The organism is Dorea sp. Marseille-P4042 (assembly GCF_900290215.1).
Taxonomy (GTDB): Bacteria; Bacillota; Clostridia; order Lachnospirales; family Lachnospiraceae; genus Dorea; species Dorea formicigenerans.
The window spans coordinates 139,785-166,178 of the sequence record NZ_OLMI01000004.1 but is presented as its reverse complement, the minus strand read 5'-3'; the positions used below and the strand labels follow the sequence as shown (position 1 = coordinate 166,178).

The 26,394-nt window shown below is 43.0% G+C and carries 27 protein-coding genes and 1 riboswitch; of the genes, 25 read left to right on the top strand and 2 right to left on the bottom strand.

Annotated features, from left to right (window positions below):
• Positions 1-84: 84 nt before the first annotated feature.
• The 6 genes from C7E02_RS18830 to C7E02_RS18805 all read left to right on the top strand — a co-directional run bounded on the left by C7E02_RS18830 (position 85) and on the right by C7E02_RS18805 (position 8,462).
• Positions 85-3,906, top strand: coding sequence for a phage tail tape measure protein (locus C7E02_RS18830; protein ID WP_203226989.1), 3,822 nt, complete (start codon positions 85-87; stop codon positions 3,904-3,906).
• A complete protein-coding gene (locus C7E02_RS18825) occupies positions 3,903-4,736 on the top strand; it encodes a phage tail protein (RefSeq protein WP_105310441.1) in 834 nt (277 codons plus the stop codon). The genes C7E02_RS18830 and C7E02_RS18825 overlap by 4 nt, the downstream gene beginning before the upstream one ends.
• Complete coding sequence (locus C7E02_RS18820) at positions 4,727-5,749, top strand: hypothetical protein (protein ID WP_105310440.1); 1,023 nt, start codon at positions 4,727-4,729, stop codon at positions 5,747-5,749. The genes C7E02_RS18825 and C7E02_RS18820 overlap by 10 nt, the downstream gene beginning before the upstream one ends.
• Positions 5,750-6,622 (top strand): hypothetical protein, encoded by an 873-nt coding sequence (locus C7E02_RS20015; protein WP_242979036.1) that lies wholly within the window; start codon positions 5,750-5,752, stop codon positions 6,620-6,622.
• A gap of 435 nt (positions 6,623-7,057) precedes the next feature.
• Positions 7,058-8,047 carry a tyrosine-type recombinase/integrase gene (locus C7E02_RS18810; protein WP_105310439.1) on the top strand — a complete coding sequence of 330 codons (990 nt, stop codon included), beginning with the start codon at positions 7,058-7,060 and terminating at the stop codon, positions 8,045-8,047.
• 157 nt (positions 8,048-8,204) lie between these two features.
• The gene (locus tag C7E02_RS18805; RefSeq protein ID WP_330406882.1) at positions 8,205-8,462 is read left to right on the top strand and encodes a hypothetical protein; all 258 of its coding nucleotides are present in this window, start codon (positions 8,205-8,207) and stop codon (positions 8,460-8,462) included.
• A 42-nt stretch (positions 8,463-8,504) separates the two neighbouring features.
• Here the strand turns inward: C7E02_RS18805 and C7E02_RS18800 are convergent, their stop codons facing one another.
• Complete coding sequence (locus C7E02_RS18800) at positions 8,505-8,777, bottom strand: hypothetical protein (RefSeq protein WP_105310437.1); 273 nt, start codon at positions 8,775-8,777, stop codon at positions 8,505-8,507.
• 41 nt (positions 8,778-8,818) lie between these two features.
• On the opposite strand from C7E02_RS18800, the gene C7E02_RS18795 reads away from it, so the two are divergent.
• The 19 genes from C7E02_RS18795 to sdaAA all read left to right on the top strand — a co-directional run bounded on the left by C7E02_RS18795 (position 8,819) and on the right by sdaAA (position 25,184).
• Positions 8,819-9,190 (top strand): hypothetical protein, encoded by a 372-nt coding sequence (locus tag C7E02_RS18795; RefSeq protein ID WP_105310436.1) that lies wholly within the window; start codon positions 8,819-8,821, stop codon positions 9,188-9,190.
• Between the two features lie 56 nt (positions 9,191-9,246).
• Positions 9,247-9,387 (top strand): CD1375 family protein, encoded by a 141-nt coding sequence (locus tag C7E02_RS18790; RefSeq protein WP_233420457.1) that lies wholly within the window; start codon positions 9,247-9,249, stop codon positions 9,385-9,387.
• A gap of 13 nt (positions 9,388-9,400) precedes the next feature.
• The gene (locus tag C7E02_RS18785) at positions 9,401-10,291 is read left to right on the top strand and encodes an Ig-like domain-containing protein (protein WP_105310435.1); all 891 of its coding nucleotides are present in this window, start codon (positions 9,401-9,403) and stop codon (positions 10,289-10,291) included.
• An 11-nt stretch (positions 10,292-10,302) separates the two neighbouring features.
• On the top strand, positions 10,303-10,629 hold the full coding sequence (locus C7E02_RS18780) for a PF13754 domain-containing protein (RefSeq protein WP_105310434.1): 327 nt from the start codon (positions 10,303-10,305) through the stop codon (positions 10,627-10,629).
• Positions 10,622-10,891 (top strand): hypothetical protein, encoded by a 270-nt coding sequence (locus C7E02_RS18775; protein WP_005332053.1) that lies wholly within the window; start codon positions 10,622-10,624, stop codon positions 10,889-10,891. Before C7E02_RS18780 ends, C7E02_RS18775 begins: the two co-directional genes overlap by 8 nt.
• A complete protein-coding gene (locus C7E02_RS19510; RefSeq protein ID WP_005332055.1) occupies positions 10,892-11,053 on the top strand; it encodes a hypothetical protein in 162 nt (53 codons plus the stop codon).
• A gap of 18 nt (positions 11,054-11,071) precedes the next feature.
• Positions 11,072-11,593, top strand: coding sequence for a phage holin family protein (locus C7E02_RS18770; RefSeq protein WP_330406880.1), 522 nt, complete (start codon positions 11,072-11,074; stop codon positions 11,591-11,593).
• A 28-nt stretch (positions 11,594-11,621) separates the two neighbouring features.
• Positions 11,622-12,419: a hypothetical protein gene (locus C7E02_RS18765; protein ID WP_105310433.1), complete on the top strand. Its 798-nt coding sequence runs from the start codon at positions 11,622-11,624 to the stop codon at positions 12,417-12,419.
• A gap of 64 nt (positions 12,420-12,483) precedes the next feature.
• On the top strand, positions 12,484-12,693 hold the full coding sequence (locus C7E02_RS18760) for a helix-turn-helix domain-containing protein (RefSeq protein WP_105310432.1): 210 nt from the start codon (positions 12,484-12,486) through the stop codon (positions 12,691-12,693).
• Between the two features lie 298 nt (positions 12,694-12,991).
• Positions 12,992-14,944 (top strand): acyltransferase family protein, encoded by a 1,953-nt coding sequence (locus C7E02_RS18755; protein ID WP_105310431.1) that lies wholly within the window; start codon positions 12,992-12,994, stop codon positions 14,942-14,944.
• 263 nt (positions 14,945-15,207) lie between these two features.
• Positions 15,208-15,318, top strand: a riboswitch (glycine riboswitch).
• 107 nt (positions 15,319-15,425) lie between these two features.
• Positions 15,426-16,667, top strand: coding sequence for a serine hydroxymethyltransferase (glyA, locus tag C7E02_RS18750; RefSeq protein WP_105310477.1), 1,242 nt, complete (start codon positions 15,426-15,428; stop codon positions 16,665-16,667).
• A 55-nt stretch (positions 16,668-16,722) separates the two neighbouring features.
• A complete protein-coding gene (gene gcvT, locus C7E02_RS18745) occupies positions 16,723-17,814 on the top strand; it encodes a glycine cleavage system aminomethyltransferase GcvT (RefSeq protein ID WP_105310430.1) in 1,092 nt (363 codons plus the stop codon).
• A gap of 51 nt (positions 17,815-17,865) precedes the next feature.
• A complete protein-coding gene (gcvH, locus tag C7E02_RS18740; protein WP_005333840.1) occupies positions 17,866-18,243 on the top strand; it encodes a glycine cleavage system protein GcvH in 378 nt (125 codons plus the stop codon).
• 25 nt (positions 18,244-18,268) lie between these two features.
• Positions 18,269-19,579: an aminomethyl-transferring glycine dehydrogenase subunit GcvPA gene (gcvPA, locus tag C7E02_RS18735; RefSeq protein ID WP_105310429.1), complete on the top strand. Its 1,311-nt coding sequence runs from the start codon at positions 18,269-18,271 to the stop codon at positions 19,577-19,579.
• 3 nt (positions 19,580-19,582) lie between these two features.
• The gene (gene gcvPB, locus C7E02_RS18730) at positions 19,583-21,016 is read left to right on the top strand and encodes an aminomethyl-transferring glycine dehydrogenase subunit GcvPB (RefSeq protein ID WP_005338288.1); all 1,434 of its coding nucleotides are present in this window, start codon (positions 19,583-19,585) and stop codon (positions 21,014-21,016) included.
• Positions 21,017-21,079: 63 nt separating this feature from the next.
• Positions 21,080-22,078, top strand: coding sequence for a lipoate--protein ligase (locus C7E02_RS18725; RefSeq protein WP_105310428.1), 999 nt, complete (start codon positions 21,080-21,082; stop codon positions 22,076-22,078).
• Between the two features lie 132 nt (positions 22,079-22,210).
• The gene (lpdA, locus tag C7E02_RS18720) at positions 22,211-23,617 is read left to right on the top strand and encodes a dihydrolipoyl dehydrogenase (RefSeq protein WP_022278544.1); all 1,407 of its coding nucleotides are present in this window, start codon (positions 22,211-22,213) and stop codon (positions 23,615-23,617) included.
• 23 nt (positions 23,618-23,640) lie between these two features.
• Complete coding sequence (gene sdaAB, locus C7E02_RS18715; RefSeq protein ID WP_022278543.1) at positions 23,641-24,315, top strand: L-serine ammonia-lyase, iron-sulfur-dependent subunit beta; 675 nt, start codon at positions 23,641-23,643, stop codon at positions 24,313-24,315.
• Positions 24,315-25,184: an L-serine ammonia-lyase, iron-sulfur-dependent, subunit alpha gene (gene sdaAA / locus C7E02_RS18710; protein WP_105310427.1), complete on the top strand. Its 870-nt coding sequence runs from the start codon at positions 24,315-24,317 to the stop codon at positions 25,182-25,184. Before sdaAB ends, sdaAA begins: the two co-directional genes overlap by 1 nt.
• A gap of 134 nt (positions 25,185-25,318) precedes the next feature.
• Here sdaAA and C7E02_RS18705 read toward each other — a convergent pair whose 3' ends face one another.
• A complete protein-coding gene (locus C7E02_RS18705; protein ID WP_005338281.1) occupies positions 25,319-26,359 on the bottom strand; it encodes a M42 family metallopeptidase in 1,041 nt (346 codons plus the stop codon).
• Positions 26,360-26,394: the final 35 nt, after the last annotated feature.

Here is a 26,394-nt window from a genome sequence, read left to right as displayed (position 1 = left end):
AAGCTCCTGTCACCCCATAAAATAGCAATGAAAGCATAGCGAAAGGCTGTGCTTTTTTTGCGTACCGAAAGAAGGTGACGCAAAGTGGCCAGTGACGGAACAATCCGAATCACGACCGAATTGGACAGTGCAAAAGCAGAAGCGGCAATGTCCAAATTTTCATCGCTCGCGAGTAAAGCGATGACAGGAATTACAGTAGCAGTAAGCACGGCATCAGCCGCGATAAGTGCTATGGCAGGATACTCCATCAAAGTCGGAGCTGATTTTGAAGCAGGTATGTCAAAGGTGTCCGCTATCTCAGGAGCTACAGGCGCTGATTTAAGCGAATTAACTGAAAAGGCTAAGGAGATGGGCGCCAAGACGAAATTCTCAGCCACAGAGGCATCGGAAGCCTTTCAGTACATGGCTATGGCTGGGTGGAAGACCAAAGACATGCTAGGCGGTATTGATGGAATTATGAACCTGGCAGCAGCTTCAGGAGAAAGCCTCGCAAAAACATCAGATATTGTAACAGATGCCCTTACTGCATTTGGAATGGCAGCGTCAGAGAGCTCACATTTTGCTGACGTTTTGGCAAAAGCATCTTCGAACTCAAACACCAACGTAGCATTGATGGGTGAGACGTTCAAATATGTAGCACCAGTGGCAGGAGCGCTGAAATTCAGCGTGGAAGACTGTGCAGTAGCAATCGGACTCATGGCTAATTCCGGTATCAAGGCAAGTCAGGCTGGAACATCAATGAGACAGCTATTCACGAACCTTGTAAAACCGACAGACGCCATGGCTCAGGCAATGGAAGAACTTAAAATCTCAATAAATGATACGGAAGGAAAAACAAAATCACTAGACACCCTTATGGGAGACTTAAGGCAGAGTTTTTCCGGACTTTCAGAGGCACAGAAAGCGCAGTATGCAGCGACACTGGCAGGACAGGAAGGAATGTCCGGATTACTTGCCATTGTAAATGCTTCTGATGAAGATTTCAATGCCTTAAAGACATCAATATACAATGCAGACGGTGCCGCTGAACAAATGGCGGACACCATGAATGACAATCTAAAAGGAAGCATTACGATAGCCGGATCTGCACTAGAGGGATTCGGCATTGCAATCTACGAAAAGATGCAGACACCGCTCAAAGACGCGGTGAATAAAGGAACGGAGGATATCAACCGTCTGTCAAAAGCATTCCAGTCCGGTGGACTGAATGCAGTTGTAGCAGAAGCCGGTGAGATATTCAATGATACCGCGGATGAAATCGCAGGAATGAGTGACGAAGCAGCCGGAGTTGTAAGGCCAATACAGGAAATCGTGAATGTAGGCGGTAAGCTTGCAAAAACAACACTTCCGGTAGCGGCAAGCACAGTGAAGTTCCTGGCTAAGAACTTCGGAACATTAGCACCGCTTGTAGTGTCATCAGCAGCCGGAATGAAATCATTTTCAGCAATTGGCAAGGTAACGACAAAGGTTGTAAAAGCGAATGCAGCGGCTACCTTAGTACTTAATAAAATGGAGAAAGCCAATGCATTGCAGTTAATGGCGACCAATGGAGGGCTTACAGCGCGTCAGACGCTCATGGCGGTGTACAATGGTCAGATTACTGCAACAACAGGACTTACGAGTCTGTGGACAGCCGCACAGACAAAGCTGAATGTTGCAATGACGGCGAATCCAATAGGAACAATCGTTGTAGCGGCAGCAGCTCTGGTAGGTGCCATGTATGCGATTAAAGCAGCGACAGGTGATGCGGCGAAGGCACAATATGAGCTATCGGACAGCCAGAAAGAAGCACTAAAATCCAGTCAGGAGATTACAGATACTCTTGCAGAAGAAAGACAGGCGAGAGAGGAAGCGATTGGAAGCATTGATCGGGAATACAACAAGTATTCCTCGTTGTTATCTGAATTACAGTCAATCACCGATGCCAATGGTCAGGTGAAAGCCGGATACGAAGAGAGAGCAAAGGTGATCACTGGGGAACTGTCAGAAGCGCTTGGTACCGAGATAGAAATGACGGATGGTGTGATCCAGAAATACGGAGAGACTGTTGAGGCAATCAAAGAACTGATTGTACAGAAAAAAGCAGAAGCTACTGTAGAATCCATGAAGGATGAGATGGCAGATTCTTACCAGAAGTCCATAGATGCCGCGGAAAAATATAAAGAAGTCAGCAAAGCCTTGGAAGAACAAAAGAAAAAGGTTACTGAGGCAGAGGAAAAATATCGAGAAGAATCAGGGAAAGGCTCACTAGCAGCAGCGGCTTACGAAGACGCATGGAATAAGGCAAAAGGCGAACAGGAAAAGCTGGAAAAACAGTTAGATAACACTAGAAGTTCCATGGAGCAGTTATCGTCAGAAGTCAATAACTATGATGCATTAGTTGAGGCTATGGCTTCTGGAAGTTCAGAACAGATTGAAGCTGCATTGAATCAATTAATAACCGGATACAGATCATTCAACGAAGAGACACTTGCAAGCTCACAGAGCGCGCGTGACGAGATGTATAATACTGCCAATTCTATGATAAGTACTATGCAGCTTGTACAAGATGGAACATTACAGATGGCAGACAGCACGTATCAGTCGCTGTCAAAAGCCGCGGTTGATTCCATCAATGAATTCAGCAAGCTTCCGGGAGGAATCGCACAGGGAATCAAAGATATAGGACCAGAAGCCGGCACGGCAATGATAAGCGCGCTTGCACAGGCAGATCTGGACGGAAAACTGGACGCCGAAGCACAGGCAGACCTAAACAGTTTTATTAACGGTTTCAACGGCCTGGATTCCAAAACAAAAGATACATTTGCACAAGCCTGGTATGGAGCCTTGGAAGGACTGCAAGGTTTTGAAGACCTGGCAGATCCGGCAGAACAGGGAGCAGATGCATTCCTGGAGTCTTTAAGGACAGCACTGGAAGTGCATTCTCCATCAAGAAAAGTGGAAGAGATATTTTCTAATGTATGGCCAGGAGCAGTACAAGGACTGGAACAGGGCACTGGAGAGCTGAGCACAAAAGGAAATAGTGTAATTACAGACTTTCTGAATTCCTTGCAAAGTGGCGGAGTATTGGAAGGTGCTAAAAGTATCGGAAGTAAGATTATGAATCTGTTCGGACTAGGAATACAGTCTAAAACAGGAAATTCTAAGAATGCCGGGCGTGCTAATGCTACAGCAGCCAACGAAGGAGCTGGAAGTATAGACTCTTCCGGAGCAGGCAGTATGTTCGGTGCGAGATATGCCGCAGGAGTTGGAGCAAAAGCCAGTGAAGCTGGCGCAAAAGGACGCGCACTTGCATCAAATGCAAAATCAGGGGCAGAATCAGCCGATGGTTATTCACCGGGTTCTAACTTTGGCTCCGGATTCGTTAGAGGTATCGGCTCCTGGGTAAGAAGTGCCGCATCAGCGGCAGCAGAGCTGGCATCAGCAGCTTACAACGCAGTCAGAAGAACACTTGACGAACATTCCCCGTCGAGGAAAACGAAAAAGTCCGGCAAGAACTTCGACCTTGGATTTGGTAGAGGAATTGAGGAAAACGCAGATGTGGCAGTACAGGAAGCTGAAAAGCTGTCAGAAAGAACACTGAGCGCTTTGGAATTAGAAACATTGCAAAACAAAATCAAGACACTGAATATCCCGGAAACAATGGCAATGGTTCAAACGACAGTAAACGCCCAGACGAACCGGTCGGCAGAAAAGGCAATCCGAGCCGTGAGGGTCAAAGAAGATCAGCTGTGGAAACGAAAGGACGAATCTGTAAAAGCCTATATACAGGATTCAGATATTCAGAAACTGGCATCAGAATTTGCAGGAATTGCATCTGAAGAATTTGCAAAAAACATTGATGGAATAAAAATGGTAATGGACAGACGCGAATGTGGAAGATTTGTGCGGGAGGTACAGCAGTGAAAGACATCTATTATGTAAATAGCAATAATGAGAAGATTGACTTGTTGGAACCGCCATACATGCTTCAGACAGGAGAGCTGTTCGGATACAAATGGAACTATGAAAGTAAACAGAGACTTGGCGGAGGTGGAAAAATCACCAATATCCGAAAAGACCTGGAAGAAAGAACACTGACATTAAGCATTGTAAATTATGGTGTAGAAAACTATGAAGAGGCAATTGATTATTTGCACGAGATCACAGACATTGACGTCTTAAAAAAGACACCAGGAAGATTATACGTGGGAGATATGTATCTCAACTGCTATGTGACGGCTAGTGAGAAGTCGGAATGGGAACCGGAAGCGGGATATATAGATGTAAGCCTAACGCTTGCCGTGGAGTACCCAATGTGGGTCGGAGAAAATCCATATACATTTCATAGTTTCGGTGTAAGCAGTACGGATAATAAGAGATATCATGGAAGATATCCGTATCGATATGCGAATGGAATGAACAGCACTTACATAATCAATCCACATTTTACGAATTCGAATTTCAAGTTGATCATTTACGGATCAGCGGTAAATCCAATGGTCACAATAGGTGGTGTACCGTATCTGGTGAATGTGATACTGGAAGAGGAGGAATACCTTGCCATTGACAGCAGGAGCAGGACCATCATAAAAGTGACAAAGAATGGCGAACGGGAAAATCTGTATCATAATCGTCAGAAAGGAAGAAACTTTTTCAGAAAAATTGATCCGGGGCGACAACCTATATCATGGACAGGTAAGTTTGATTTCGACTTGATTATTTACGAGGAGAGAGGGGAACCGAAATGGAGATGATTGTAACAGATATCCCAGAGGAAAAAGAATTAATGTTCATCACTGCAAAATCAACAGGAGAAGAATGCGGAGAGCTGAATAAAACAGCAAAAGTAGATCTGGACAATGGTGATACAAACGATTTTGAAATACGCTTGCCCAAATCAGAATGGGATAGAGAGTCTATCGGAAATAAGGGAAGGGTATACATTCCAGGAACAGAATACGGCGGAATCGTTAAAAATATAGAATCCATATCAGAAAGTAATGAGGTAGTGTTTTCAGGTCCAACATGGAGAGGGATGCTTGAATACAAAGTAGTTGAACCTCCCTTGGGGGAGGAACATTTAATACTCTCAGGAGAGCTGAATGAAACGCTGAAAACATTAATAGGAGACAGATTCGAAGACCTGTTTGCGGTGTCAACAGAAAATACGGGAGTACAGGTGCAGAATTGGTCAGTAGACCGATATGTAACATTATATGATGCCATTATGAAGCTCCTGGATCAGTACGGATACCGACTGGATATCAAATATATTCAGCCAGAAGGGCTGGAATATGGATATGTGCAGATAGGGGCAAAAGAAAAGAAGATTCTTAATGAAGAATATGATCAGGAATGTAGCATTAATCTGGATATAGAAGACTACAGAGCTGGCGTCAACCATCTGGTGTGCGCTGGAGAAGGTGAGAATCAAGACAGAACTATATTACACCTGTATGTACAAGAGGATGGAACGATAGGTGATGAGCAATATTATTATGGATTGGACGAAGTGGCAGCAGTCTACATATTCACAAGCGCAGACGCAAATCAGCTTCGACAAGACGGCACGAAACGATTGAAAGACCTGCAGAACTATAAAAAATGTCAAATGACGATAGAAGATGTAGACTTGGAAATCGGCGACATTGTAGCTGGGTATGACGAAGTCACAGATACGACAGTCATGAAGCCAATTAAAAAGAAAATATTAAAAATCAACGATGGACAGCTAACGATAGATTATGAAGTGAAAGGAGATGATTAAATGTCTGGATTAAAACCAATCACAGTAAATACTCCAACAGCAGACGAGGCGCATATATACGCGGAAGATGACGCGTCCATCTACCTGAGCATGTTTGGTGGAGATGGAGTATCTACCAACGGACAGTCGTGTAAAGCCACAGTGCTGTCTAATAATAAGGTGAGAATCGCAGATGGAATTATTTGCGTAGGAGGACATTTCGCCCGTATCCCTTACGGGGATTATATTGATTGCGAAATTGAAAATGGGCAGAGTGGAAAGAAAAGGAACGATATCATTGTAGCGAGATTCGAGACGACCGGAACGGGCGGTATCGATACATACACATGTGAAGTCAAGAAGGGCACGGCAGGAAGCACAGCAACGGATCCAGAGATTGTACAAGAAGACCTATACAAGGCGGGAAAGGTGAGAGAACTTCCTCTGTACAGGGTGAAGATAGAGGGACTGAGCATCACGGCGGTAGAACAGCTCTTTACGCTGAGAAAAACCAATGAGGAATTGGAAAAAGAACTTGAGTCACTAAATAGCAATAGCATAATTGAATCTGGTCATAATGATAATGGATATTATCGCAAATACGCTGATGGCACACTTGAAATGTGGGGAAGTAAACGTTTTGAGGATATAAATATGCAAACTCCAGATAATTGGAATTATTATTCTGGTGGAAAAGTTAATGTTCCCCTCCCAATGGAATCCAAAACCTGGGTTTCAGTTATAGCAACAGCAGCCGGATCATGTGCTCCTTGGATTTCAATTCCATTAAATGGGGTTGGAACAAAGTTATTTCAAGCATGGATATATTCTTCAAGCAAATCTGCAAGCGAAATAATAACGATTTTTTGGCGTTGCTTTGGAACATGGAAATAGTTTGCCTATCGCTGCTTCTGACTAAAATGCTTATGGATATATGTAAACCATTCTGTAATTAATACGAACACTACAGCTTAGCTTTTGTGAAAAATACTGATATAAGTGCCCTTGCCAATTTTCTACCCCTAAAAAGCGTGTATTCGTAGCTTCGTTATCACCGTTATATGTATTTATGCTGAGTCGGGTTAAATAATATGAATTACCAAAAATTTCTCTTAGCTTATCTTTGTCAAATAAGCGCGTATAATCTGTGCCTTGAACTTCTTTGATAATACTGCCAGATACAATTTTTATTTTCCCGTCACACAGGCTACATATCTGATATTCATTATCATTTTCTATGATGTGTATTGTTTTGCTATTTAATTAAGCAACGAATTGTTGCATCATATGAATTTCCTACATGTACCATAAAGCAAAAAGGAGATCGATATGGAACAACGAATCATGGAAGTGTTAAGGAGAATGCAACCAGCCTTGGAGGACGAGAAACTCCGGGAGCTTAAGAATGTGCTGCACATGGTATTCGCTGGGTGCGACGTCGCACAAAAGACAGAGGTACAATGCGTGGACGATTCCTGGAGGATTGACCTGGAAGATTACTTAATGTCTAAGGCATTGGAGGGCAAGAGTACTGATACGGTAAATCGGTATCGATATGAGCTGACAAGATTGTTATCTCACATCAATAAGTCTGTGGCAGACATAACAGACGGGGATATATCAAGTTACTTGAGAGCTTACAAGAATATCCGGGCAGTCAAGAACAGTACGCTAAAGGGAGTACGTGCAGTGTACAGTAGTTTCTTCGTGTGGCTCAGAGACAGAGATCGGGTAAGGCGAAATCCGATGGTACTGGTGGAATCAATCAAGGTGGAGAAACGCGTCAAGCGTCCATTCACAGATACGGAACGTGAGCAGTTGCTTAGAAGCTGTGCAACTATCCGGGACAAGGCTATGATGGAATTCTTACATTCCACGGCAGTCAGAGTGTCGGAGCTCACCAGTCTTAATATTGATGATGTCCGGTGGAGTACCAAGGACTTAATTGTATACGGCAAAGGTGGAAAAGAAAGGACGGTGTACCTAAATGAACGCACGAACATGTATCTGCAGGAATACCTGCAGAGCAGAACCGATAATAATCCGGCATTATTTGTAGGACTTAAGAGTCCACACAATCGGCTATCGAAGGCTGGAATAGAAGATATGATAAGACGTACCGGAGAACGTGCAGGAGTCGAAAAGGCTCATCCACACAGATTTCGAGGTACGTCCATTACTAATGCCATTAACAGAGGCATGCCGTTACAGGAAGCTTCTATCATGGCCGGGCACGCTAAAACTGAGACGACAATGTTGTATTGCAACGTTGATCAGGAATCGGTGAAATATCACCACAAGAAATATTTAAGCGCATAGCTTTTTTACCACAATTCACACTCACTTCACACTCGGCAATGGTCGGGTGCTTTTGTTATGTGCTTTTATATATGTAACTTTATTAATAGTAGGAAGGAGTGATTCTTAGTTAAATAGCAAAAGTCCAAAGGTTTTTAAATCCTCTGATAGTGACTTTATATCATTCGTAGCTCCGTTTGACTGTATTGCAATCGTTTCTTTTTCGTGCGCAGGTTGGGGCATGAATGGAGAATTCCTTGAGTTTAAAATCAAAAACGATCAAAGCATATTACAAGAAATGTTCGTTCATACTGGCGCATGCTCTGGAAACAACAATGTATACATCCCATTAAATGCAAAGAGCGGTTTTTCTGGGTTAAAAAAGGTAGCTCATACAGTTTTTCAAGGCAAAACTTATATAGTTCCTTTGGCATGAGCTGGAACCGTCAGTGGTCTGCGGTGTGCCTGCCGATTTGATTTACTCGTAAATAGCTAACAAAGTGACGGTCGTAGTGCCTCCAAGTCCGTCATAGTAATTCTGATTGACTCTAGCATAGACATATGTCCAATCCGAAGTGGCTTGAATAGCGGTTTTTCCGTAGACCAAGGCATTATTAGAATTAGTTGTTGCTCCACAGATGCAGTCTACAATTTTATTACCTTGTGTCATCAAAGCAGCGACTTCATTTGAGAAATCAATGAGGATATTCGTCTCTGATGGTACGGTTTTACGAAAGCACTTTACTTTCATATTGCTATTTAACTAAGAATCACTCCGGAAAGGAGTAACAATTGAAGATTATATTCAATGATGCGACTGAATTAACCATTCAGTCAGCCGACCTTCAGGATAATGGAGGACTTCTGATCAAGACGATTTCTGATACAGAAGAGAATTTAAAAACCATGTTCCAGGATCAGATGAAGACTAAGAAGATGGTTGTGAAAGAACGGGAGTCCACATTGGGGGAGTATGAGAATTACACCAATATGGACGCTATCGTGAAGTATACGGCTGGAATTACCGGTGTGATTCTCTACAAAGTTGGCGAGACACCAGCAGAAAAAATGGAGGCTTTAGCATCAGAGAATGCTGGACTGAAAAAGACTGTTGATATGCTCCAGGAATGCATTCTTGAAATGTCAGAGTTGGTATATCAATAATGGTAACTCTATTAACAAACTTATTCATATTATTACAAAACAATGGAGGTAAAGAAATGATGGCAATGTTATGGGCACAGCAGATTATGTTAGGAAAGAAAACTTATAAGCAGGTACCGAGACTTTTAAAGGATAAGGTAAAAGAGATTCTGGAAGATTCTGGAATGGGTGAACTTGTTACAGAAGCGACAGAGTAGGAGGGCAACGTAGATGGCAGTAAAAACAGTACAATATATATTTAATGGTCAGACATATGATCTGACGTTTGATGCATCTACAGGAGAGTATAAAGCAACAGTCCCGGTGCCTAGCAAATCCAGTTACTCACAAGATGGTCATAAATATGGGGGCTCTGTAATAGCTACAGATGATGCCGGAAACTCAACTACAATAAATCAAAGTGATGCTACTTTCGGAGCAAATCTGTTACTTCGCGTCCTTGAAAAAGTTGCGCCAACACTTGCTTTCACTTACCCGACAGCTGGTGCTTACATTACCAATGCAACACCGGTTATTAAATTCAAGGTGACAGATAATGACTCTGGGGTTAATCCAGATACAATCGTTATCAAAGTTGATGGCGCAAAAGTTACAACTGCATTTACAAAAACAGCAGTCACCGGTGGTTACGAGTGTTCCTACACTCCAGGAACAGCATTGGCAGATGGCGCGCATACTATTTCAATTGAAGCATCTGATTTTGATGGAAACGCTGCAACAGCTAAGACAGTCACATTTACAATTGATACAATTCCACCGACACTTACTCTTACAAATCCAGCAGATGAACTTATCACAAATAAGACAGCTCTGGTTGTATCTGGTAAAACAGACGATGTTACATCTAAACCTGTCACAGTTACAGTAAACGGTGCATCCGTTGCAGTTAATTCTGATGGTTCATTCAGCAAGGAAATCACTCTTGTTAATGGTTCTAATACAATTACTGTTGTTGCAACGGATAAGGCTGGCAAGACTACAACTGTAACACGTAAGGTTACTCTTGATACTGGCGCACCGGTATTTGAGAAAGTTACTCTTACTCCTAACCCAGTTGACTGTGGTAAGACGTTCATTATCTCTGTTAAGGTTACAGACTAGGAGCTATTTTTATGGTTACGAAAGTAATCGGTAAGGTCGATGGAAAAGAAGTTGTCTTTGAGCGTGCAGAGGGGGACTTGTGGAACACCACAGTCCCTCTTGATTTAGATGGAATGTATGTGGTTGAAGTCACAGCTTATGACGATGCGGAAAACGTAGCGTATTGTGCAAAGATGCTGTTGATTGTGGATCCAGCTACGCTATGCGCTAGGCTCGTTCCGCTTGATTACGTGACGGAAGTAATTCCGGAAGAATACAAAGCAGTTGTACAAGCAGACGATTATACTGTGGAAGCAGTATATCCATGTCATCACGGAAGGGGGTGTTGCTGTGAATAAAGTAGTATTCATTTTAGGTGAAGATAAGCACGTAAAACTTCTGATCAGAAGTCCCAACAATGAACCATTCACGATATTAAGCGCATCCTATGAGCTTATCAGATATGGTGAGGTGGAAACGTGTGGGGAGTGCGAGATTAATGAGCATTATCTGGACATAAAATTAAGCCCGAAAGTAAAGTCGCGGTCATACGAACTGGAAGTGACTTATACAGTGGCTGATTCGACGAGAAAAACGAGGATAGAAGTGGAGGTTATCTAAATGTTAGAAATAACAGAGATTAAGCTGAGTAAGAACCCGGTCAGTACCGGAGAACAATTTAAGATTTCGATACAGATTGTGGAAAAGAAAAGCTATCCTTATAGATATCCGCGCAAATATCCGGTTTCGCAGGTAAGCCTTGCGGAGCCGGTAAAAGAATAACACAGAAGGAGAACGGAAGTGATTAATTTTTTGTACAGAAAATTCGAACTAAAGAAAGAAGTGAGGTATATGAAAATGGAACAGGCTAATTACATCAAAGCTATTTTCACAGCGGTATTCGCCTTCCTGTCAGCGCTCCTTGGAGTATTGGCAGTGCCGGTGATCCTGTTGGTGGCATGCAATCTGATTGACTACATGACCGGGCTTATGGCCAGTAAGTATAGAGCGGAGGACATAAATTCCTATAAGAGCATTCGAGGAATTTTCAAGAAGGTGTCCATGTGGCTCTTGGTAGTGGTTGGAGCAATTATTGACGAAATGCTATTATATGCATCCACTACGATTGGCTGGAAATCTCCGGTGGCATTCTTGATTGCATGCATTGTAGCAATGTGGCTGATCTGTAACGAGATTATTAGTATATTAGAAAATATCCAGGATATGGGCGTTAAGATACCAGCGTTCTTGCAGCCATTGGTCAGACATATCAGGTCACAGGTGGAGGAACAGATTAACAGTAGTGATTCAGAGGGCGAGTAATCGCCCTCTTATTGATAGGAGTGATATTATGGCAGTAAGAATTGGAAGCGCACGTATTAATGAGAAGGGCACCACCACCGGAGGAAAAGCCGGAGATCAGACCGGTGGAGAAGTATCTATACAGAATTACTATCTGCACAGAAAAGGTTGGTACGTAGCAAGACCGAAAGATCCAACTGTAGCAGAGAAGATTGCACAGGCAATGGAAGCAGCGTGCAACAATAATCACATCGGTTATTGCCAGGCACACAGAGACAGCCTTAGAAAGATTGCGGTTAAGTATAACTATAATCTCAGCAAGGTCAATGTTGATGTGGAGGCAGATTGCTCTGCACTGGTCAGAGTATGTTGCTTATATGCCGGAATACAAGTTGGAGATTTTAACACAGCGTCAGAGCTGGAAACCTTGCGAAAGACAGGAGCGTTCGAAATCCTGAAAGATGATAAGCGCTGCAAGGAAAGTACATATCTGAAACGAGGGGATATTCTTGCTACACACACCAAGGGACATACAGTTGTAGTCCTGGACAATGGATCTGGAGTGACTTCCGCTTCAAAGAGTACCAGAGCTTATGTCGTCGGACAAGTCTATACAACACAGGTGGACGACCTGAGCGTCCGAACCGGTCCGGGAACCAATAATCCGGAAAAATCTTATGCGGAGTTATCCAGTAATGCACAGCAACACGCACACGATAACGGGAGACTCAAGAAAGGCACTCGCGTAACCTGTAAGGACGTTCGCAAGAACGGTAGTGACATCTGGATTAAGATTCCAAGTGGTTGGATTGCTGCATATTTCGCTGGTAAGAAGTATGTAGGATAGTGGAAAATATTCCCCACTTTATTATCAGTGAAAATTTTGCTACATTATAATAAGAGGTGGTTACATGGAAAAGCTTGCGATAAGACTGAAAGAGCTGAGAGAAGAGAGGGGACTATCACAGATGGCAGCAGGCACTGCACTGGGAGTATCAAGATCAACCATAGCCGGATATGAGACAAAAGGACGAGAGCCAGATGTACATATGTTAATTACCATGGCTGATTTTTATAATGTCTCTATGGACTATTTGGTTGGTCGAAAAGACGAAAAATAATATTATTGACAAGAGCGAAAAAATCAATTAAAATCAAGATGTCTCAAATGTGTCTCAGAGCACACTTGAAAAACGGCGTTATTACGGCGCTTGCAAGGATTTGAACGACGTGACTTTTAATCAAGTTGTCCGGGGTTCGAATCCCCGCACGCTCATGCAGACAAGCAAGAACTTTAAAGGTTCTTGCTTTTTTTTGTACTTTTATTTAATATCATGTATAAGAGATATTAGAGACAAGAAGAGAGGCAACAGAAGTTATGAGCTAAACAATAAAAAGTACAAATGAGGATGAAGAGTTATGGGGAAAAAGAGAAGATACATCACAGAGCTTGATGGCATAAGAGCAATTGCGGTTATTATGGTACTGGCATATCATTTGAAGCTGGCTTTATTTAAGAGCGGCTTTCTTGGTGTGACAGTATTTTTTGTTTTATCAGGATATTTAATTACAGGCATACTGATTTCCGAAGTAGAAGAAGAAGGAACAATAGATTTGAAGAACTTTTGGCTGAGGCGTATCAGGCGTCTTGTTCCTGCAGTTATGTCAATGGCAGTTGTTATAATATTTGTCAGCGCAGTCGTAAACAGGATTATTTTTACAAAGGGCTGTAAGGATTTCCTGGCATCTGTTCTGGGATTTAATAACTGGTGGCAGATTTTTAATAAGATATCTTACTTTGAAGCGGCCGGAGTACCGTCACCATTTACGCATTGTTGGTCACTGGCGATTGAGACACAATTTTATCTGATATATCCATTGATTCTTCTGGGAATCTATAAGTTAGTAAAAAGCAGAGGAGAGGGACGGGCAAATAGAGGTCTTTTGTTTGCAGGAGTAACGTTGCTGCTGGCGCTGATCTCAGTAATTTTGATGATTGTATTATTTGATCCACAGCAGGATGCCAGCCGGGTATATTATGGGACAGACACGAGAGCATTTTCCCTTTTATTCGGTGCATTACTTGCAATTCTGTGGGAGTACCGGATGGTTCCAAGAAGACTTTCAGCTAGTGTCAATATGGTTTTGGGCAGTGTGTCTTTTGCAGTGTTGCTCGTGATGACGATAGCAATCAATGGTTCCAGTAATTTCTGGTACAGAGGAGGACAATTTTTTGGAACAATTCTGACCGTATTGATGGTCTATGCAGTATCAGGACGAAAGACCTGGCTTAGCAGATTCTTAAGTAACCCAGTCTTGAAATGGATGGGGGATCGTTCATACAGCATATATCTGTGGCATTATCCAATCATTTTGTTAATCAGTAAGGGGATAAAGGCATCCTGGTGGATTACATTGATTGAGATTGTATTAAGTGTTGTCCTGTCAGAGCTTTCTTATCGTTTTATTGAGACACCGATCCGCCATGGTATTATTGGGGAATATTTGAATATTTTAAGAAGCAGACCGAAATCCAGGCAGGAGAAGAAGCGCCAGATACAGGTGGCAAGAAGAAGTTTAAAGGTAATGGCAGGCACATTTGTACTGACCGTGTCACTGATACTTTGCATGATATTTGTGCCGAAGAAAAATGCATTGGATACATTACAAAAACGTGAGGCAAAGGCAAAAGAGACCGGTAAGATGACGGAAGAACAACTTGCAAAGCAGAAAGCGAATGGTTCAGAGAGTGAAGATACCATCTGTACGGCTGATTTGACGGATGATGAGATTCTGGAAGGTTTAAATCTCCTGCTCATCGGGGATTCTATTGCAGTTGATGTAACAGATGATTTTTATGAAATATTTCCAAACAGTGTCAGTGATACTAAAATCGGACGGATCACATCACTTGGTAAACAAGTTCTTGATTCCTACATTGACGAAAAGAAATGGGAGGGAGAAGGCGTCATCTTTGCATCACTTTCGAACAGTCCGATCAATGGTGAACTTGAAGATATTCGGGAGAAGATAGGGAAGGATATGCCATTGTTTCTGACAACAGTCCGAATTCCGCATGATACGTTCGAAGAGGAAAGCAACAGCAAGATAAAAAAATTCGTAGAAGAAAATGATCATACATATCTGATTGACTGGTATGCTGCAAGCGAGGGTCATGATGAGTATTTTGATGCAGACGATACACATTTGCTCTCGGCAGGTGCGAAAGCATATGCAAAATGTATCAAGGAGGCTGTACTGGATGCATACAAGAAGGAGAATATCGAAATTCCTAAGTCAAGATTAGTTAGTAGTACAGACACAAGTACGGACAGCAGTAATGATAGTAGTAAAAACGCAAGTACAGAATAGTTTTTATTTACTGAGAAAAAAGCATGTAAAACTGGTGTAAAGGCTGTAAATACGGTGTCAGATATTTAACAATAATCACTGATAGAATTCTAACAAGTAAGAAAAATATTTAACGCTTGACTTTATTGTCAGACAGTTGTATTCTGAGGTTAAGTTGAAGGAAGGACTTGTGAGATACCACTATCATGTGATACGCGGCACATGGAATGATAGACTGGAGCCGAAGGGGCAAGCAGAAACTCTCAGGCAAAAGGAACGGGTCTGGACAACACTCTGGAGAACAATGGAAGGGATTGTACCGAAGAAGTAACTTACCTGCCATACACGCGAAGACCGGTAAGCAATCTTTCAGGTGAAAGGACAGAGGCAGATAAAAAATAATAAGTCTTAAGATTGTTAAGAAATTATTTTTTACCTGCTTTTTTTTGTACCCTTTTTTAAAAATTTTTGGGGAAATTTGGAGGATGATTAGAAAATGAACATGGTTGAACAGGTAACAGATTATGTGAAGAACTATGACGAAGAGGTTGGAAAAGCAATTGAGTTGGAGCTTGGACGCCAGAGAAGAAACCTGGAGCTGATTGCATCTGAGAACATTATCAGCCCGGCAGTGATGATGGCTATGGCAACTGTACCGGCAAATAAATACGCAGAAGGATATCCGGGCAAGAGATATTATGGTGGCTGCGAGAATGTAGATATCATTGAAAATCTGGCAATTGAGAGATTAAAAGAATTATTTGGCTGTGATCATGCATGTGTTCAGCCACACTCAGGAGCAAATGCAAACAATGCAGTATATCAGGCACTGATTAAACCGGGTGACACAGTAATGGGACTGAACCTGGCACACGGCGGACATCTGACACATGGATCACCGGTAAACCAATCCGGTATTTTATATAATTTTGTTCCTTACAACATCAACGATGACGGAGTACTGGATTACGATGAGATTCGAAAACTTGCACATGAATGTAAGCCAAAGATGATTGTTGCAGGAGCTTCTGCTTATCCAAGAGAGATCCGATTCGATATCTTTGCAGATATTGCAAAAGAAGTTGGCGCTTATCTATTCGTAGATATGGCACATATCGCAGGACTGGTTGCAGCAGGACTTCACCAGAATCCGGTTCCATACGCAGATGTAGTTACAACGACAACTCACAAGACACTGAGAGGACCAAGAGGCGGAGTGATCATGTGTAAGGAAGAACATGCAAAAGCAATTAACAAATCAATCTTCCCGGGAACTCAGGGTGGTCCGCTGATGCATATTATTGCAGCAAAAGCTGTCTGCTTTGGAGAGGCATTGAAACCAGAGTTCAAAGAGTATCAGAAGCAGATAGTGAATAACGCGAAAGCACTTGCAGATGCATTGATTGCAGAAGGCTTCAATCTGGTAAGTGGTGGAACGGATAACCACTTGATGTTAGTAGATCTTCAGAACATGAACATTACCGGAAAAGAACTTCAGAACCGACTGGATGAGGTTTACATCACAGTCAATAAGAACTCAGTACCAAATGATCCGGCAAGCCCATTTATAACAAGTGGAATCAGAATCGGTACACCAGCAGTTACAACAAGAGGACTGAAGGAAGAGGATATGAAGATAATCGCAAAACTGATCAAGATGACAGTGACAGACTTTGAGACAAAGGCAGATAAAATCAGAGATGAAGTTACAAAAATCTGCGAGAAATATCCATTATATGAATAAATTAATGTACCTCTATAATTAACGTCCCTATTAAAAACAAGAAGGAGGATATGATATGGAGTTAAAAACACCACTTTATGATGCGCATGTGAAAGCAGGCGGTAAGATCGTTCCATTTGCAGGATATCTCTTACCGGTACAGTATGGAACAGGTGTTATCACAGAGCATATGGCAGTTAGAGAAAAAGCAGGACTTTTCGATGTATCTCATATGGGAGAGGTATTGTGCCAGGGAAAAGATGCACTTGCAAACCTGCAGAAGCTGCTGACAAATGATTTTACCAACATGGTAGATGGGCAGGCAAGATACAGCCCGATGTGTAACGAGAATGGTGGAACGGTTGATGACCTGATCGTATACAAACGTGGAGATAATGATTACTTTATCGTAGTAAATGCGGCGAACAAAGATAAAGATTATCAGTGGATGTTAGATCATCAATTCGGAGAGGTCACATTTACAGATGCATCTTCCCAGTATGGGCAGATCGCACTTCAGGGACCAAAAGCAATGGAGATCCTGAAGAAATTAACGGCAGAAGAGAACATCCCAAAGAAATATTATCATGCAGTATTCGATACAGAGGTAGCTGGAATCCCATGTATCATTTCCAAGACAGGATACACAGGAGAGGACGGAGTCGAGTTATATCTGACAAGTGAAAATGCTGAGAAAATGTGGGATGCACTTTTAGAGGCCGGAAAAGACGAAGGGCTGATTCCATGTGGACTTGGAGCCAGAGATACACTTCGTATGGAAGCAGCGATGCCACTGTACGGACATGAGATGGATGATGAAATATCACCAATTGAGACAGGCCTGAAATTTGCAGTCAAGATGGGAAAAGAGGAAGACTTCATCGGAAAGAAAGCCATGGAAGAGCGTGGTGAGCCGAAGATTACAAGAATCGGACTTAAAGTAACCGGAAGAGGAATTATCCGTGAACATCAGGATATCTATATTGGAGAAAAGAAAATCGGACATACAACAAGCGGAACACATTGTCCGTTCCTGGGATATCCAATCGCAATGGCATTAGTAGATGCCGGAAGTGTAGAGATCGGTAATAAAGTAGAAGTAGATGTAAGAGGACGTAAAGTCGAGGCAGAGGTCATAGCACTGCCATTCTACAAGAGAGCGAAATAAGTTTTGTTGAAGGATTAAAAAAGAGAATATATAAAAAAGGAGATTATTAAGATGGAAATCAGAGAAGGATTATTATATGCAAAATCACATGAGTGGGTAAAAGAAGAAGGAGATGTTGTTACAATTGGTCTTACAGACTACGCACAGTCTGAGCTTGGAGACTTAGTATTTGTAAATCTTCCGGAAGAGGGAGATAGCGTATCCGTTGGTGAGGCATTTGGTGATGTTGAGTCTGTAAAAGCTGTTTCCGATGTATATTCACCGGTTTCCGGAGTTGTGTGTGAGATTAACGAGGAGCTTTTAGATGCACCGGAATCTATCAACGGAGCACCATATGATGCATGGTTTATCAAAGTAAAAGAAGTATCTGAGAAAGAGGAATTATTATCCCCATCAGAATACGAGGCATTTGTAGCAAGCGAGCAGTAAGACAAAGACGGGAGGTGGACGGCATATGGGAAGCTATGTACCGAATACGTTAGAAGAACGTCAGGAAATGTTAAAAGAGATTGGATACAGTTCTATCGAGGATCTGTTCGCACACATTCCTGATGAGGTTAAGATCAAAGGCGGACTGAATATTCCGGAAGGAAAGTCAGAGCTGGAAGTCCGCAGAGAGATGGAAAATATTGCATCAAAGAATCAGGTATTTAAGATCATTTTCCGAGGTGCAGGAGCATACAGACATTTTATTCCATCCATAGTGAACAGTGTGATTTCAAAAGAAAATCTGCTGACAGCATATACACCGTATCAGGCAGAGATCAGTCAGGGAATCTTACAGTCCATTTTCGAGTATCAGACAATGATCTGTGATCTGACCGGAATGGATGTGTCCAATGCCTGTGTGTATGATGGTGCCGAGGCGGCAGCAGAAGGCGTGGCAATGTGCCAGGAGAGAAAGCGTAAGAAAGCCTTCGTATCCGCAGCGATCCTGCCGGATGCACTGGCAACGATACATACGTATTGTCATGGAAATGGAATGGAGATCGTGGAGATTCCGGAAAAAGACGGCGTGACAGATCTGGATTATCTGAAAGAAAATATAGACGAGCAGACAGCATGTGTCTATATCCAGCATCCGAACTATTACGGTAATCTGGAAGATGCACAGGCAATCGGGGAAATTGCTCATGGTGCCGGGGCAAAATATATCATGGGTGTGAATCCAATCTCCCTTGGAATCATCAAGACACCGGCAGAGTACGGTGCAGATGTGGCAGTCGGAGATGGACAGCCACTGGGACTTCCACTTGGATTTGGAGGACCATACTTAGGATTTATGGCAGCCACAGAAGGCATGATAAGAAAGCTTCCGGGAAGAATTGTCGGTCAGACAGAAGATCATAATGGAAAGACCGGATATGTATTAACACTTCAGGCAAGAGAGCAGCATATCCGCAGAGAAAAAGCTTCCAGTAACATTTGTTCCAATCAGGCACTTTGTGCGCTGGCAGTTGGCGTGTACATGTCGGCTATGGGAAGTGAAGGAATCAAAGAAGCAGCGCTTCAGTCTGCTTCCAAAGCACATTATCTGGCAGCAGAGCTTGATAAGATCGGATTCAAAGTAGAGAATAAGGGAGAATTCTTCCACGAATTTGTAACTGTATCTGAAAAATGTCCTTGCGAAGCATTAAAGGCGCTGGAAGAGCATGGAATCCTGGGAGGATATCCACTTGGAAACCATCGAGTATTATGGTGCTGTACAGAGATGAACACAAAAGAAGAGATGGATGAAGTTATCCGCATTTTAAAGGAGGTGTAGAGCATGTTAGTATTTGAAAAAAGCAGAGCCGGACGAGGCATGAGCATGCTCCCAGCCTGCGATGTAGAAATCAAAAAACCTGGTGAGAAGGATGCAAGACAAAAAGAGCTTCACCTTCCGCAAATGTCTGAGAATGACCTTTCCAGACACTATACAGAACTGGCAAAGAAATCCCATGGAGTCAATGATGGATTCTATCCACTTGGATCTTGTACGATGAAGTACAATCCGAAAATTAATGAAGATATGGCAGCATTGCCTGGATTTACCCAGATCCATCCGCTACAGCCAGAACATTCTGTACAGGGATGCCTGGAAGTTCTGAAAAAATCCGAAGAATACCTGTGCGAGATCACAGGAATGGACGGTATGACATTCCAGCCTGCAGCAGGAGCTCACGGAGAGTTTACAGGTCTGATGCTCATTAAGGCATATCATGAGAGCAGAGGGGACGAGAAGAGAACAAAAATCATTGTACCGGATTCTGCGCATGGAACCAACCCGGCCAGTGCTACAATGGCAGGCTATAAGGTAGTCAGCATTGCATCTGCACCGGACGGAGGAGTAGACCTTGAAGCGTTAAAGGCAGCATGTGGAGAAGATACTGCAGGACTGATGCTGACCAATCCGAACACGGTTGGATTGTTTGACAAAAATATTTTAAAAATTACAGAAATTGTACATGAATGCGGTGGTCTTTGCTATTACGATGGAGCAAACCTGAATGCAGTTATGGGAACTGTAAGACCTGGAGATATGGGATTCGACGTGATTCACCTGAACCTTCATAAGACATTTTCAACACCTCATGGAGGCGGAGGTCCGGGAAGCGGACCGGTTGGCTGCAAGAGTATGTTGCTGCAGTTCCTGCCATCCTACAGAGTGGTAGAAAAAGAAGGGGCTCTGGCAATGGAGAAAGCCGAGCACAGCATTGGTGAGATGAAAGAATTCTATGGAAACTTCCTTGTAGTTGTCAAAGCATTGACTTACCTGATGACACTTGGAAAAGAAGGAATTCCGGAGGCAAGCCAGAACGCAGTTCTGAACGCGAACTATATGATGAACAAGTTAAAAGACCTCTATACAATGGCATATGATGAGGTATGCATGCATGAGTTTGTTATGAGTCTGGAAGATCTGAAGAAGAAAGCAGGCGTATCTGCAATGGATATCGCAAAAGGACTTCTGGATAACGGAATCCATCCGCCTACAATGTATTTCCCGTTAATTGTACATGAAGCGCTGATGGTAGAGCCGACAGAGACAGAGTCAAAAGAAGTACTGGATCATGCAATTGAGGTATTTCGTAAGCTTTACAATGACGCACTTGAGAATCCGGAAAGCCTGCTTCAGGCACCGGTGACAACACCGGTCACAAGAATGGATGAGGTAGAGGCAGCAAGACATCCGGTACTTAAGTATAATTTTGAGGTATAATTTCAGAAGTAATGTAAATAAAAGCGAAAGATATTATTTGAAAATAGGATAAGGGGATTGCGTATGGTAGAGAAGATTACATACATTGAGAGCGGTCAGTTTCATCCATATAAAAATCTTGCAGTGGAGGAGTATTTACTCCTCCACTGTGAACCTCAGGAGTGTATTTTATATTTGTGGCAGAATCAGAATACCGTTGTAATCGGAAGAAATCAAAATGCCTGGAAAGAATGTAAAGTTGAAAGTCTTGAGGAAAATGGAGGACATCTGGCACGTCGTCTTTCCGGTGGCGGAGCGGTATATCATGATCTGGGAAATCTGAATTTCACATTTCTCGTATCAAAAGAAAATTACAGCATTGACAGACAGTTGGAAGTTATTGTCAAAGCAGTGCAAAAGTTAGGTGCAAAGGCGGAGAAGTCCGGAAGAAATGACATTTTGATTGATGGAAAGAAATTTTCCGGAAATGCATTTTATGAGCAGGAGCAGCATTGCTATCATCACGGAACATTGATGATGAATGTGAACAAAGAGATGCTTTCCAAGTATCTGACTGTATCAAAGGAAAAATTACAGTCCAAAGGTGTGGACTCTGTAAAATCAAGAGTGACTAATCTGGTGGATTACATACCGGATCTGACATTGGAAGCATTGAAAAAAGCACTTCGTGAAGCATTTGAAGAAGTCTATGGCCTGACATCGAATGAGTGTAAGATGGAAGACCTGGATCAGGAAGAAATCGAAATGAGGACGAAATATTTTTCCTCCTGGGACTGGCGCTTTGGACGGAAAATTGATTTCCAGTATGAGATATCAAAGAGATTTTCGTGGGGGCAGATGAATATTCAGTTCCAGGTGGATAAAGGAAAGATTTCTGATGTCAATGTGTACTCAGATTCGCTGAAACCTATGACGATCGAGAAGCTTCCGAAGTATTTAAAAGGTATCCGTTATCATAAGAAGAATATTTGCTCGGAGCTTAGACTTTACTGGGCTGAGGATAAGCAGGAAGAAGAGATGATAGCAGATATTATCGAGTGGATAAAAGAGGAAGAACTCTAGCAGAAAAAATGTCTTTCCGAATTCAATTCAAGTGTTACATCCAGTTGAACAAGGTGGAAAGATATGAAAGAAGTTGTGGAAAAAGACACTGCCATCTGGCAGTATTGTGGATAATTACAGGAGGACATCCGTATGAGCGAGAAATATGATGTAATCGTGATCGGTGCCGGACCGGGAGGATATGTGGCTGCTATTAAGGCAGCAAAGCTTGGATTTAAAACGGCTGTTATTGAGGCAAGAGAAGCAGGCGGAACATGTCTGAACCGTGGATGTATTCCGGCAAAAGCAATGATTCATGCAGCAGAAGTATATAGAAACGCAAAAGAGTGTGAGCGCTTTGGTATCCATGCAGAAAATGTAACATTTGATTTTGAAAAAATATTTGAATACAAAGAAGAGACAACAAAGCAGCTTGTTTCCGGTGTGGAAGGGCTGTTTAAGGGCAACGAAGTTGACCAGATCTCTGGAAAAGGAACCCTTCTTCCGGATAAGAAAGTAAAAGTTGTGTCTGAAAGCGGGGAACAGGTGCTGGAAGCAGAGCATATCATTCTGGCAGCAGGATCTAAGCCGTTGCTCCTGCCGATTCCGGGAATGGATCTTCCGGGAGTCCTGACCAGTGATGAACTGTTCCGTATGAAGAGTGTGCCGGAGAGCCTTACAATTATCGGTGGCGGAGTTATCAGTGTGGAATTCGCAACGGTTTACGCAGAACTTGGCTGTAAGGTGACGATTCTTGAGGCACTCCCAAGAATTCTTCCGAATATGGATAAGGAGATTTCTCAGAATCTGAAATTGATTTTGAAAAAACGCGGCATTGATATTCACACAGCAGCTGCTGTACAGGGTGTAGAAGCAGACGGAGACCAGTACATTTGTAAGTATGTGGAGAAAGAAAAAGAGCAGAGTGCAGCCTCCCAGTATGTATTATGTGCGGTTGGAAGATGCCCGAACACAGACGGACTCTTTGCAGAAGATGCGACACCGGAGATGAACCGAGGACGTGTCGTTGTAAATGAGAAGTTCGAGACAAGTATTCCGGGCGTGTATGCAATCGGCGATCTGATCTTTGGAGCACAGCTTGCCCATGCAGCAAGTGCCCAGGGAATCCAGGTTGTAGAGCAGCTTGCCGGAAAAGAAGTGTCTGTCGATGTAAATGTAGTTCCGGGCTGTGTATACACAGATCCTGAAATTGCATCTGTCGGTATTACGGAAGATGAGGCAAAAGAAAAAGGTATTGCCGTTAAAGTTGGTAAGTTCATTATGAGCGCAAATGGAAAATCGCTCATCACAAAAGAGGAGCGGGGATTTATTAAAATCGTTGCAGAAGAAGAGAGTGGCGTGATTGTCGGAGCACAGATGATGTGTGCAAGAGCGACCGATATGATCGGTGAATTCGTGACAGCAGTTGCCAATAATATGACAGTATCACAGCTTCTGAAAGGTATGCGGGCACATCCGACTTACAATGAAGGAATCGGAGAAGCGCTTGAAGAGCTGGAAGGCGGAGCTATCCATGTAATGCCGAAGAAAAAGAAATAAAAAGAAATAAAAGAGGAACGGATATGGGAAGTATTTTTGATATTTTGGGACCGGTCATGGTCGGTCCGTCCAGTTCCCATACAGCGGGAGCTGCCAGGATCGGTTATACGGCCAGGCAGCTCTTTGGTGAACCTGTGAAAAAAGCAGAAGTTTATCTTCATGGTTCATTTGCTGCTACAGGGAAAGGACACGGTACAGACCGGGCAATTATTGCCGGACTTCTTGGCATGAAGCCGGACGACCTTCGGATTCCGGTGGCATTTGAAGAAGCAAAAAAGGCTGGGATGGAATTTACCATTGCAAATAGAGAATTAAAAAATGCACATCCGAATACGGCACGCGTTGTGATGGAAAATGCAGAAGGAAGAAAGATGGTACTTCAGGCATATTCTATTGGAGGAGGACGTATCCGGGTCAGTATTTTGGATGGAATTGAAGTAGATTTCAGCGGGGAGAGTAATACATTGATTGTCCGGAATATGGACCGTCCGGGATGTATTACAGAAGTTTCAGCAGCACTGAGCCGCGAAAAAATAAACGTGGCTACGATGCAGGTGTTTCGACATAAAAGAGGCGGTGGCGCAGTGATGGTTGTAGAGACAGATGAACGGATACCGATTAGTGTGACAGAAGAACTGCGGAAGAAGGAAGACATTCTGGAAGTTATTTCGCTGAATTTGGAAGGGAGGAATGGATAATGGCGTATCAGGCAGTAGAAGAAATACAGGTCAGATGTGAGAAGGAGAACATTCCTTTCTGGAAAGCAGTTCAGTTAGAAGACTGCGAGGAAAATGGGATTACGGAAGAGGAATCCTGGCAGCAGATGACACTCATGTGGACGCGGATGAAAGAAAGCGTTGACGCCTATGATCCTTCCGAGAAATCCAGAAGTGGTTTGGTCGGAAAAGAAGGCGGTCTTATGGATGGATATCTCCAGAATGAAAAGTCGCTTTGTGGAGATTTTGTTTCAAAGGTCATTACAAATGCGTTGAAAATGGGCTGTAATAATGCCTGCATGAAGCGAATCGTGGCAGCGCCGACTGCCGGAGCATGTGGTGTAATGCCGGCAGTTCTTGTGACATATTGCAGAGAATTTTTGATAGAGGAAGACCGTATGATCGAAGCTATGTATGTGGCAGCAGGAATCGGGCAGGTCATTGCGTCCCGTGCGTCCCTGGCGGGAGCTTCTGGTGGCTGTCAGGCAGAGATTGGTTCTGCTTCCGGCATGGCTGCGGCTGCAATCTGTGGTGCTCGCGGAGGAAGTAAAGAGCAGATGGGACATGCCTGTGCCATGGCACTTAAGAATCTGATGGGGCTTGTCTGTGATCCAGTGGCAGGACTTGTGGAAGTGCCTTGTGTGAAGCGAAATGTCGGTGGCGCAGTAAACGCACTGGCGGCAGCAGATATGGCACTGGCTGGTATCATCAGTCAGATTCCGGTAGATCAAGTCATTGATGCCATGGGAGAAGTAGGAATCAAGATGGATGTAAGTCTTAGAGAGACCAGTCTTGGGGGCGTAGCGGTCAGCCCACGAGGGGTGGAGATTGCGGAAAAGCTTGGAATGTAGGTAGGGACTTTCGAAGTTTAAGTTTGAAAAAGAAGTGTATGGATATAGAAAAAAAGCTGCCTTTGAAGACAGCTTTTTTTCTATAAGATTTATCAATAGGGAAATGAAAACGTCTGTTTCATATTGCTGATTGTTTAGATCAGCTCGAGGTATGCTGCGCACAGTTCTAATGTGTTCATCAGTCCTTTGATGTGTGTGCGTTCCATACCGTGGGAAGCCTGCACGCCCGGTCCGATGAGTGCAGCGCGTGTGTCATATCCGGCTCTCCATACTGCTAAAGCATCTGAGCTATAACGTGGATAAATGTCTGTGACAGCGTCAAGATTATGTTTTTTAGCGAGGTTAACAAGTCTAGTTGTCATCTCGTAGTCGAAAGGACCGGATGAATCTTTTACACAGATGGATACCTGTTCTTCTGTGCAATTCAGGTCAAGACCGACACATCCCATGTCTACAACGAGAAGTTCTTTAATATCTTTCGGGAGTGTTGCTCCGCCGTATCCGATTTCCTCGTGCGTTGAGAAACAAATATATGTCTTATGCTTTGGTTTTATGTCGTTGTCTTTCATGATTTTTAAAAGTGTAAGCTCCAGCGCGGAACAAGCTTTATCATCGATGAAACGAGATTTCAAGAATCCGCTTTTTGTAAATGTTGTCTTAGGGTCGTAGCATACGAAATCTCCTGCATGAATTCCGAGTGCTTCTACATCTTCTTTCGAGTGAACAATCTCATCGATACGAACGGCCATGTTCTGCTCATCTCTGTCTCTTGTAGATGCATCCGGGAATACGTGAACTGCCGGTGACAGGGAAAGAATGGTTCCGGTGTAAACTCTTCCGTCTCTTGTGTGGATATTACAGTATTCACCGTCCAGAGATGGAAGAAGTGGTGATCCGATGGAAGTAATCATCAGCATTCCGTCAGATGTAATAGAGCGGACCATAAGTCCCAATGTATCTACGTGTGCAGACAGAGCAACTGGCTCAGTATTATCTTCCCCCTCTATTGTTACGATAACATTGCCGATGTTATTCTTGAAAACAGGATACCCAAGCTCCTCTATGGTTTTTAATAAGTAATCAGCTACATTTGATGTGAATCCGCTGGCACTGTCGATGGACAGAAGAGAAGTTGCTGTGTCGATCAGATAATCTTGGTATTGTTCAAAATTCATAGTAAAACCTCCGGTATTTTAAATTTGTTGTTGCA

Excerpts from the sequence above, each read along its gene's own strand:
- glyA (WP_105310477.1), top strand. The coding sequence starts at position 15,426 with ATGGTTGAACAGGTAACAGATTATGTGAAGAACTATGACGAAGAGGTT.
- gcvT (WP_105310430.1), top strand. The coding sequence starts at position 16,723 with ATGGAGTTAAAAACACCACTTTATGATGCGCATGTGAAAGCAGGCGGT.
- gcvPA (WP_105310429.1), top strand. The coding sequence starts at position 18,269 with ATGGGAAGCTATGTACCGAATACGTTAGAAGAACGTCAGGAAATGTTA.
- C7E02_RS18760 (WP_105310432.1), top strand. The coding sequence starts at position 12,484 with ATGGAAAAGCTTGCGATAAGACTGAAAGAGCTGAGAGAAGAGAGGGGA.
- gcvPB (WP_005338288.1), top strand. The coding sequence starts at position 19,583 with ATGTTAGTATTTGAAAAAAGCAGAGCCGGACGAGGCATGAGCATGCTC.
- C7E02_RS18800 (WP_105310437.1), bottom strand. The coding sequence starts at position 8,777 with ATGAAAGTAAAGTGCTTTCGTAAAACCGTACCATCAGAGACGAATATC.
- C7E02_RS18790 (WP_233420457.1), top strand. The coding sequence starts at position 9,247 with ATGATGGCAATGTTATGGGCACAGCAGATTATGTTAGGAAAGAAAACT.
- C7E02_RS18810 (WP_105310439.1), top strand. The coding sequence starts at position 7,058 with ATGGAACAACGAATCATGGAAGTGTTAAGGAGAATGCAACCAGCCTTG.
- C7E02_RS18820 (WP_105310440.1), top strand. The coding sequence starts at position 4,727 with ATGGAGATGATTGTAACAGATATCCCAGAGGAAAAAGAATTAATGTTC.
- C7E02_RS18785 (WP_105310435.1), top strand. The coding sequence starts at position 9,401 with ATGGCAGTAAAAACAGTACAATATATATTTAATGGTCAGACATATGAT.
- C7E02_RS18765 (WP_105310433.1), top strand. The coding sequence starts at position 11,622 with ATGGCAGTAAGAATTGGAAGCGCACGTATTAATGAGAAGGGCACCACC.
- C7E02_RS19510 (WP_005332055.1), top strand. The coding sequence starts at position 10,892 with ATGTTAGAAATAACAGAGATTAAGCTGAGTAAGAACCCGGTCAGTACC.
- C7E02_RS20015 (WP_242979036.1), top strand. The coding sequence starts at position 5,750 with ATGTCTGGATTAAAACCAATCACAGTAAATACTCCAACAGCAGACGAG.
- sdaAB (WP_022278543.1), top strand. The coding sequence starts at position 23,641 with ATGGGAAGTATTTTTGATATTTTGGGACCGGTCATGGTCGGTCCGTCC.
- sdaAA (WP_105310427.1), top strand. The coding sequence starts at position 24,315 with ATGGCGTATCAGGCAGTAGAAGAAATACAGGTCAGATGTGAGAAGGAG.
- C7E02_RS18780 (WP_105310434.1), top strand. The coding sequence starts at position 10,303 with ATGGTTACGAAAGTAATCGGTAAGGTCGATGGAAAAGAAGTTGTCTTT.
- gcvH (WP_005333840.1), top strand. The coding sequence starts at position 17,866 with ATGGAAATCAGAGAAGGATTATTATATGCAAAATCACATGAGTGGGTA.
- lpdA (WP_022278544.1), top strand. The coding sequence starts at position 22,211 with ATGAGCGAGAAATATGATGTAATCGTGATCGGTGCCGGACCGGGAGGA.
- C7E02_RS18705 (WP_005338281.1), bottom strand. The coding sequence starts at position 26,359 with ATGAATTTTGAACAATACCAAGATTATCTGATCGACACAGCAACTTCT.
- C7E02_RS18725 (WP_105310428.1), top strand. The coding sequence starts at position 21,080 with ATGGTAGAGAAGATTACATACATTGAGAGCGGTCAGTTTCATCCATAT.
- C7E02_RS18755 (WP_105310431.1), top strand. The coding sequence starts at position 12,992 with ATGGGGAAAAAGAGAAGATACATCACAGAGCTTGATGGCATAAGAGCA.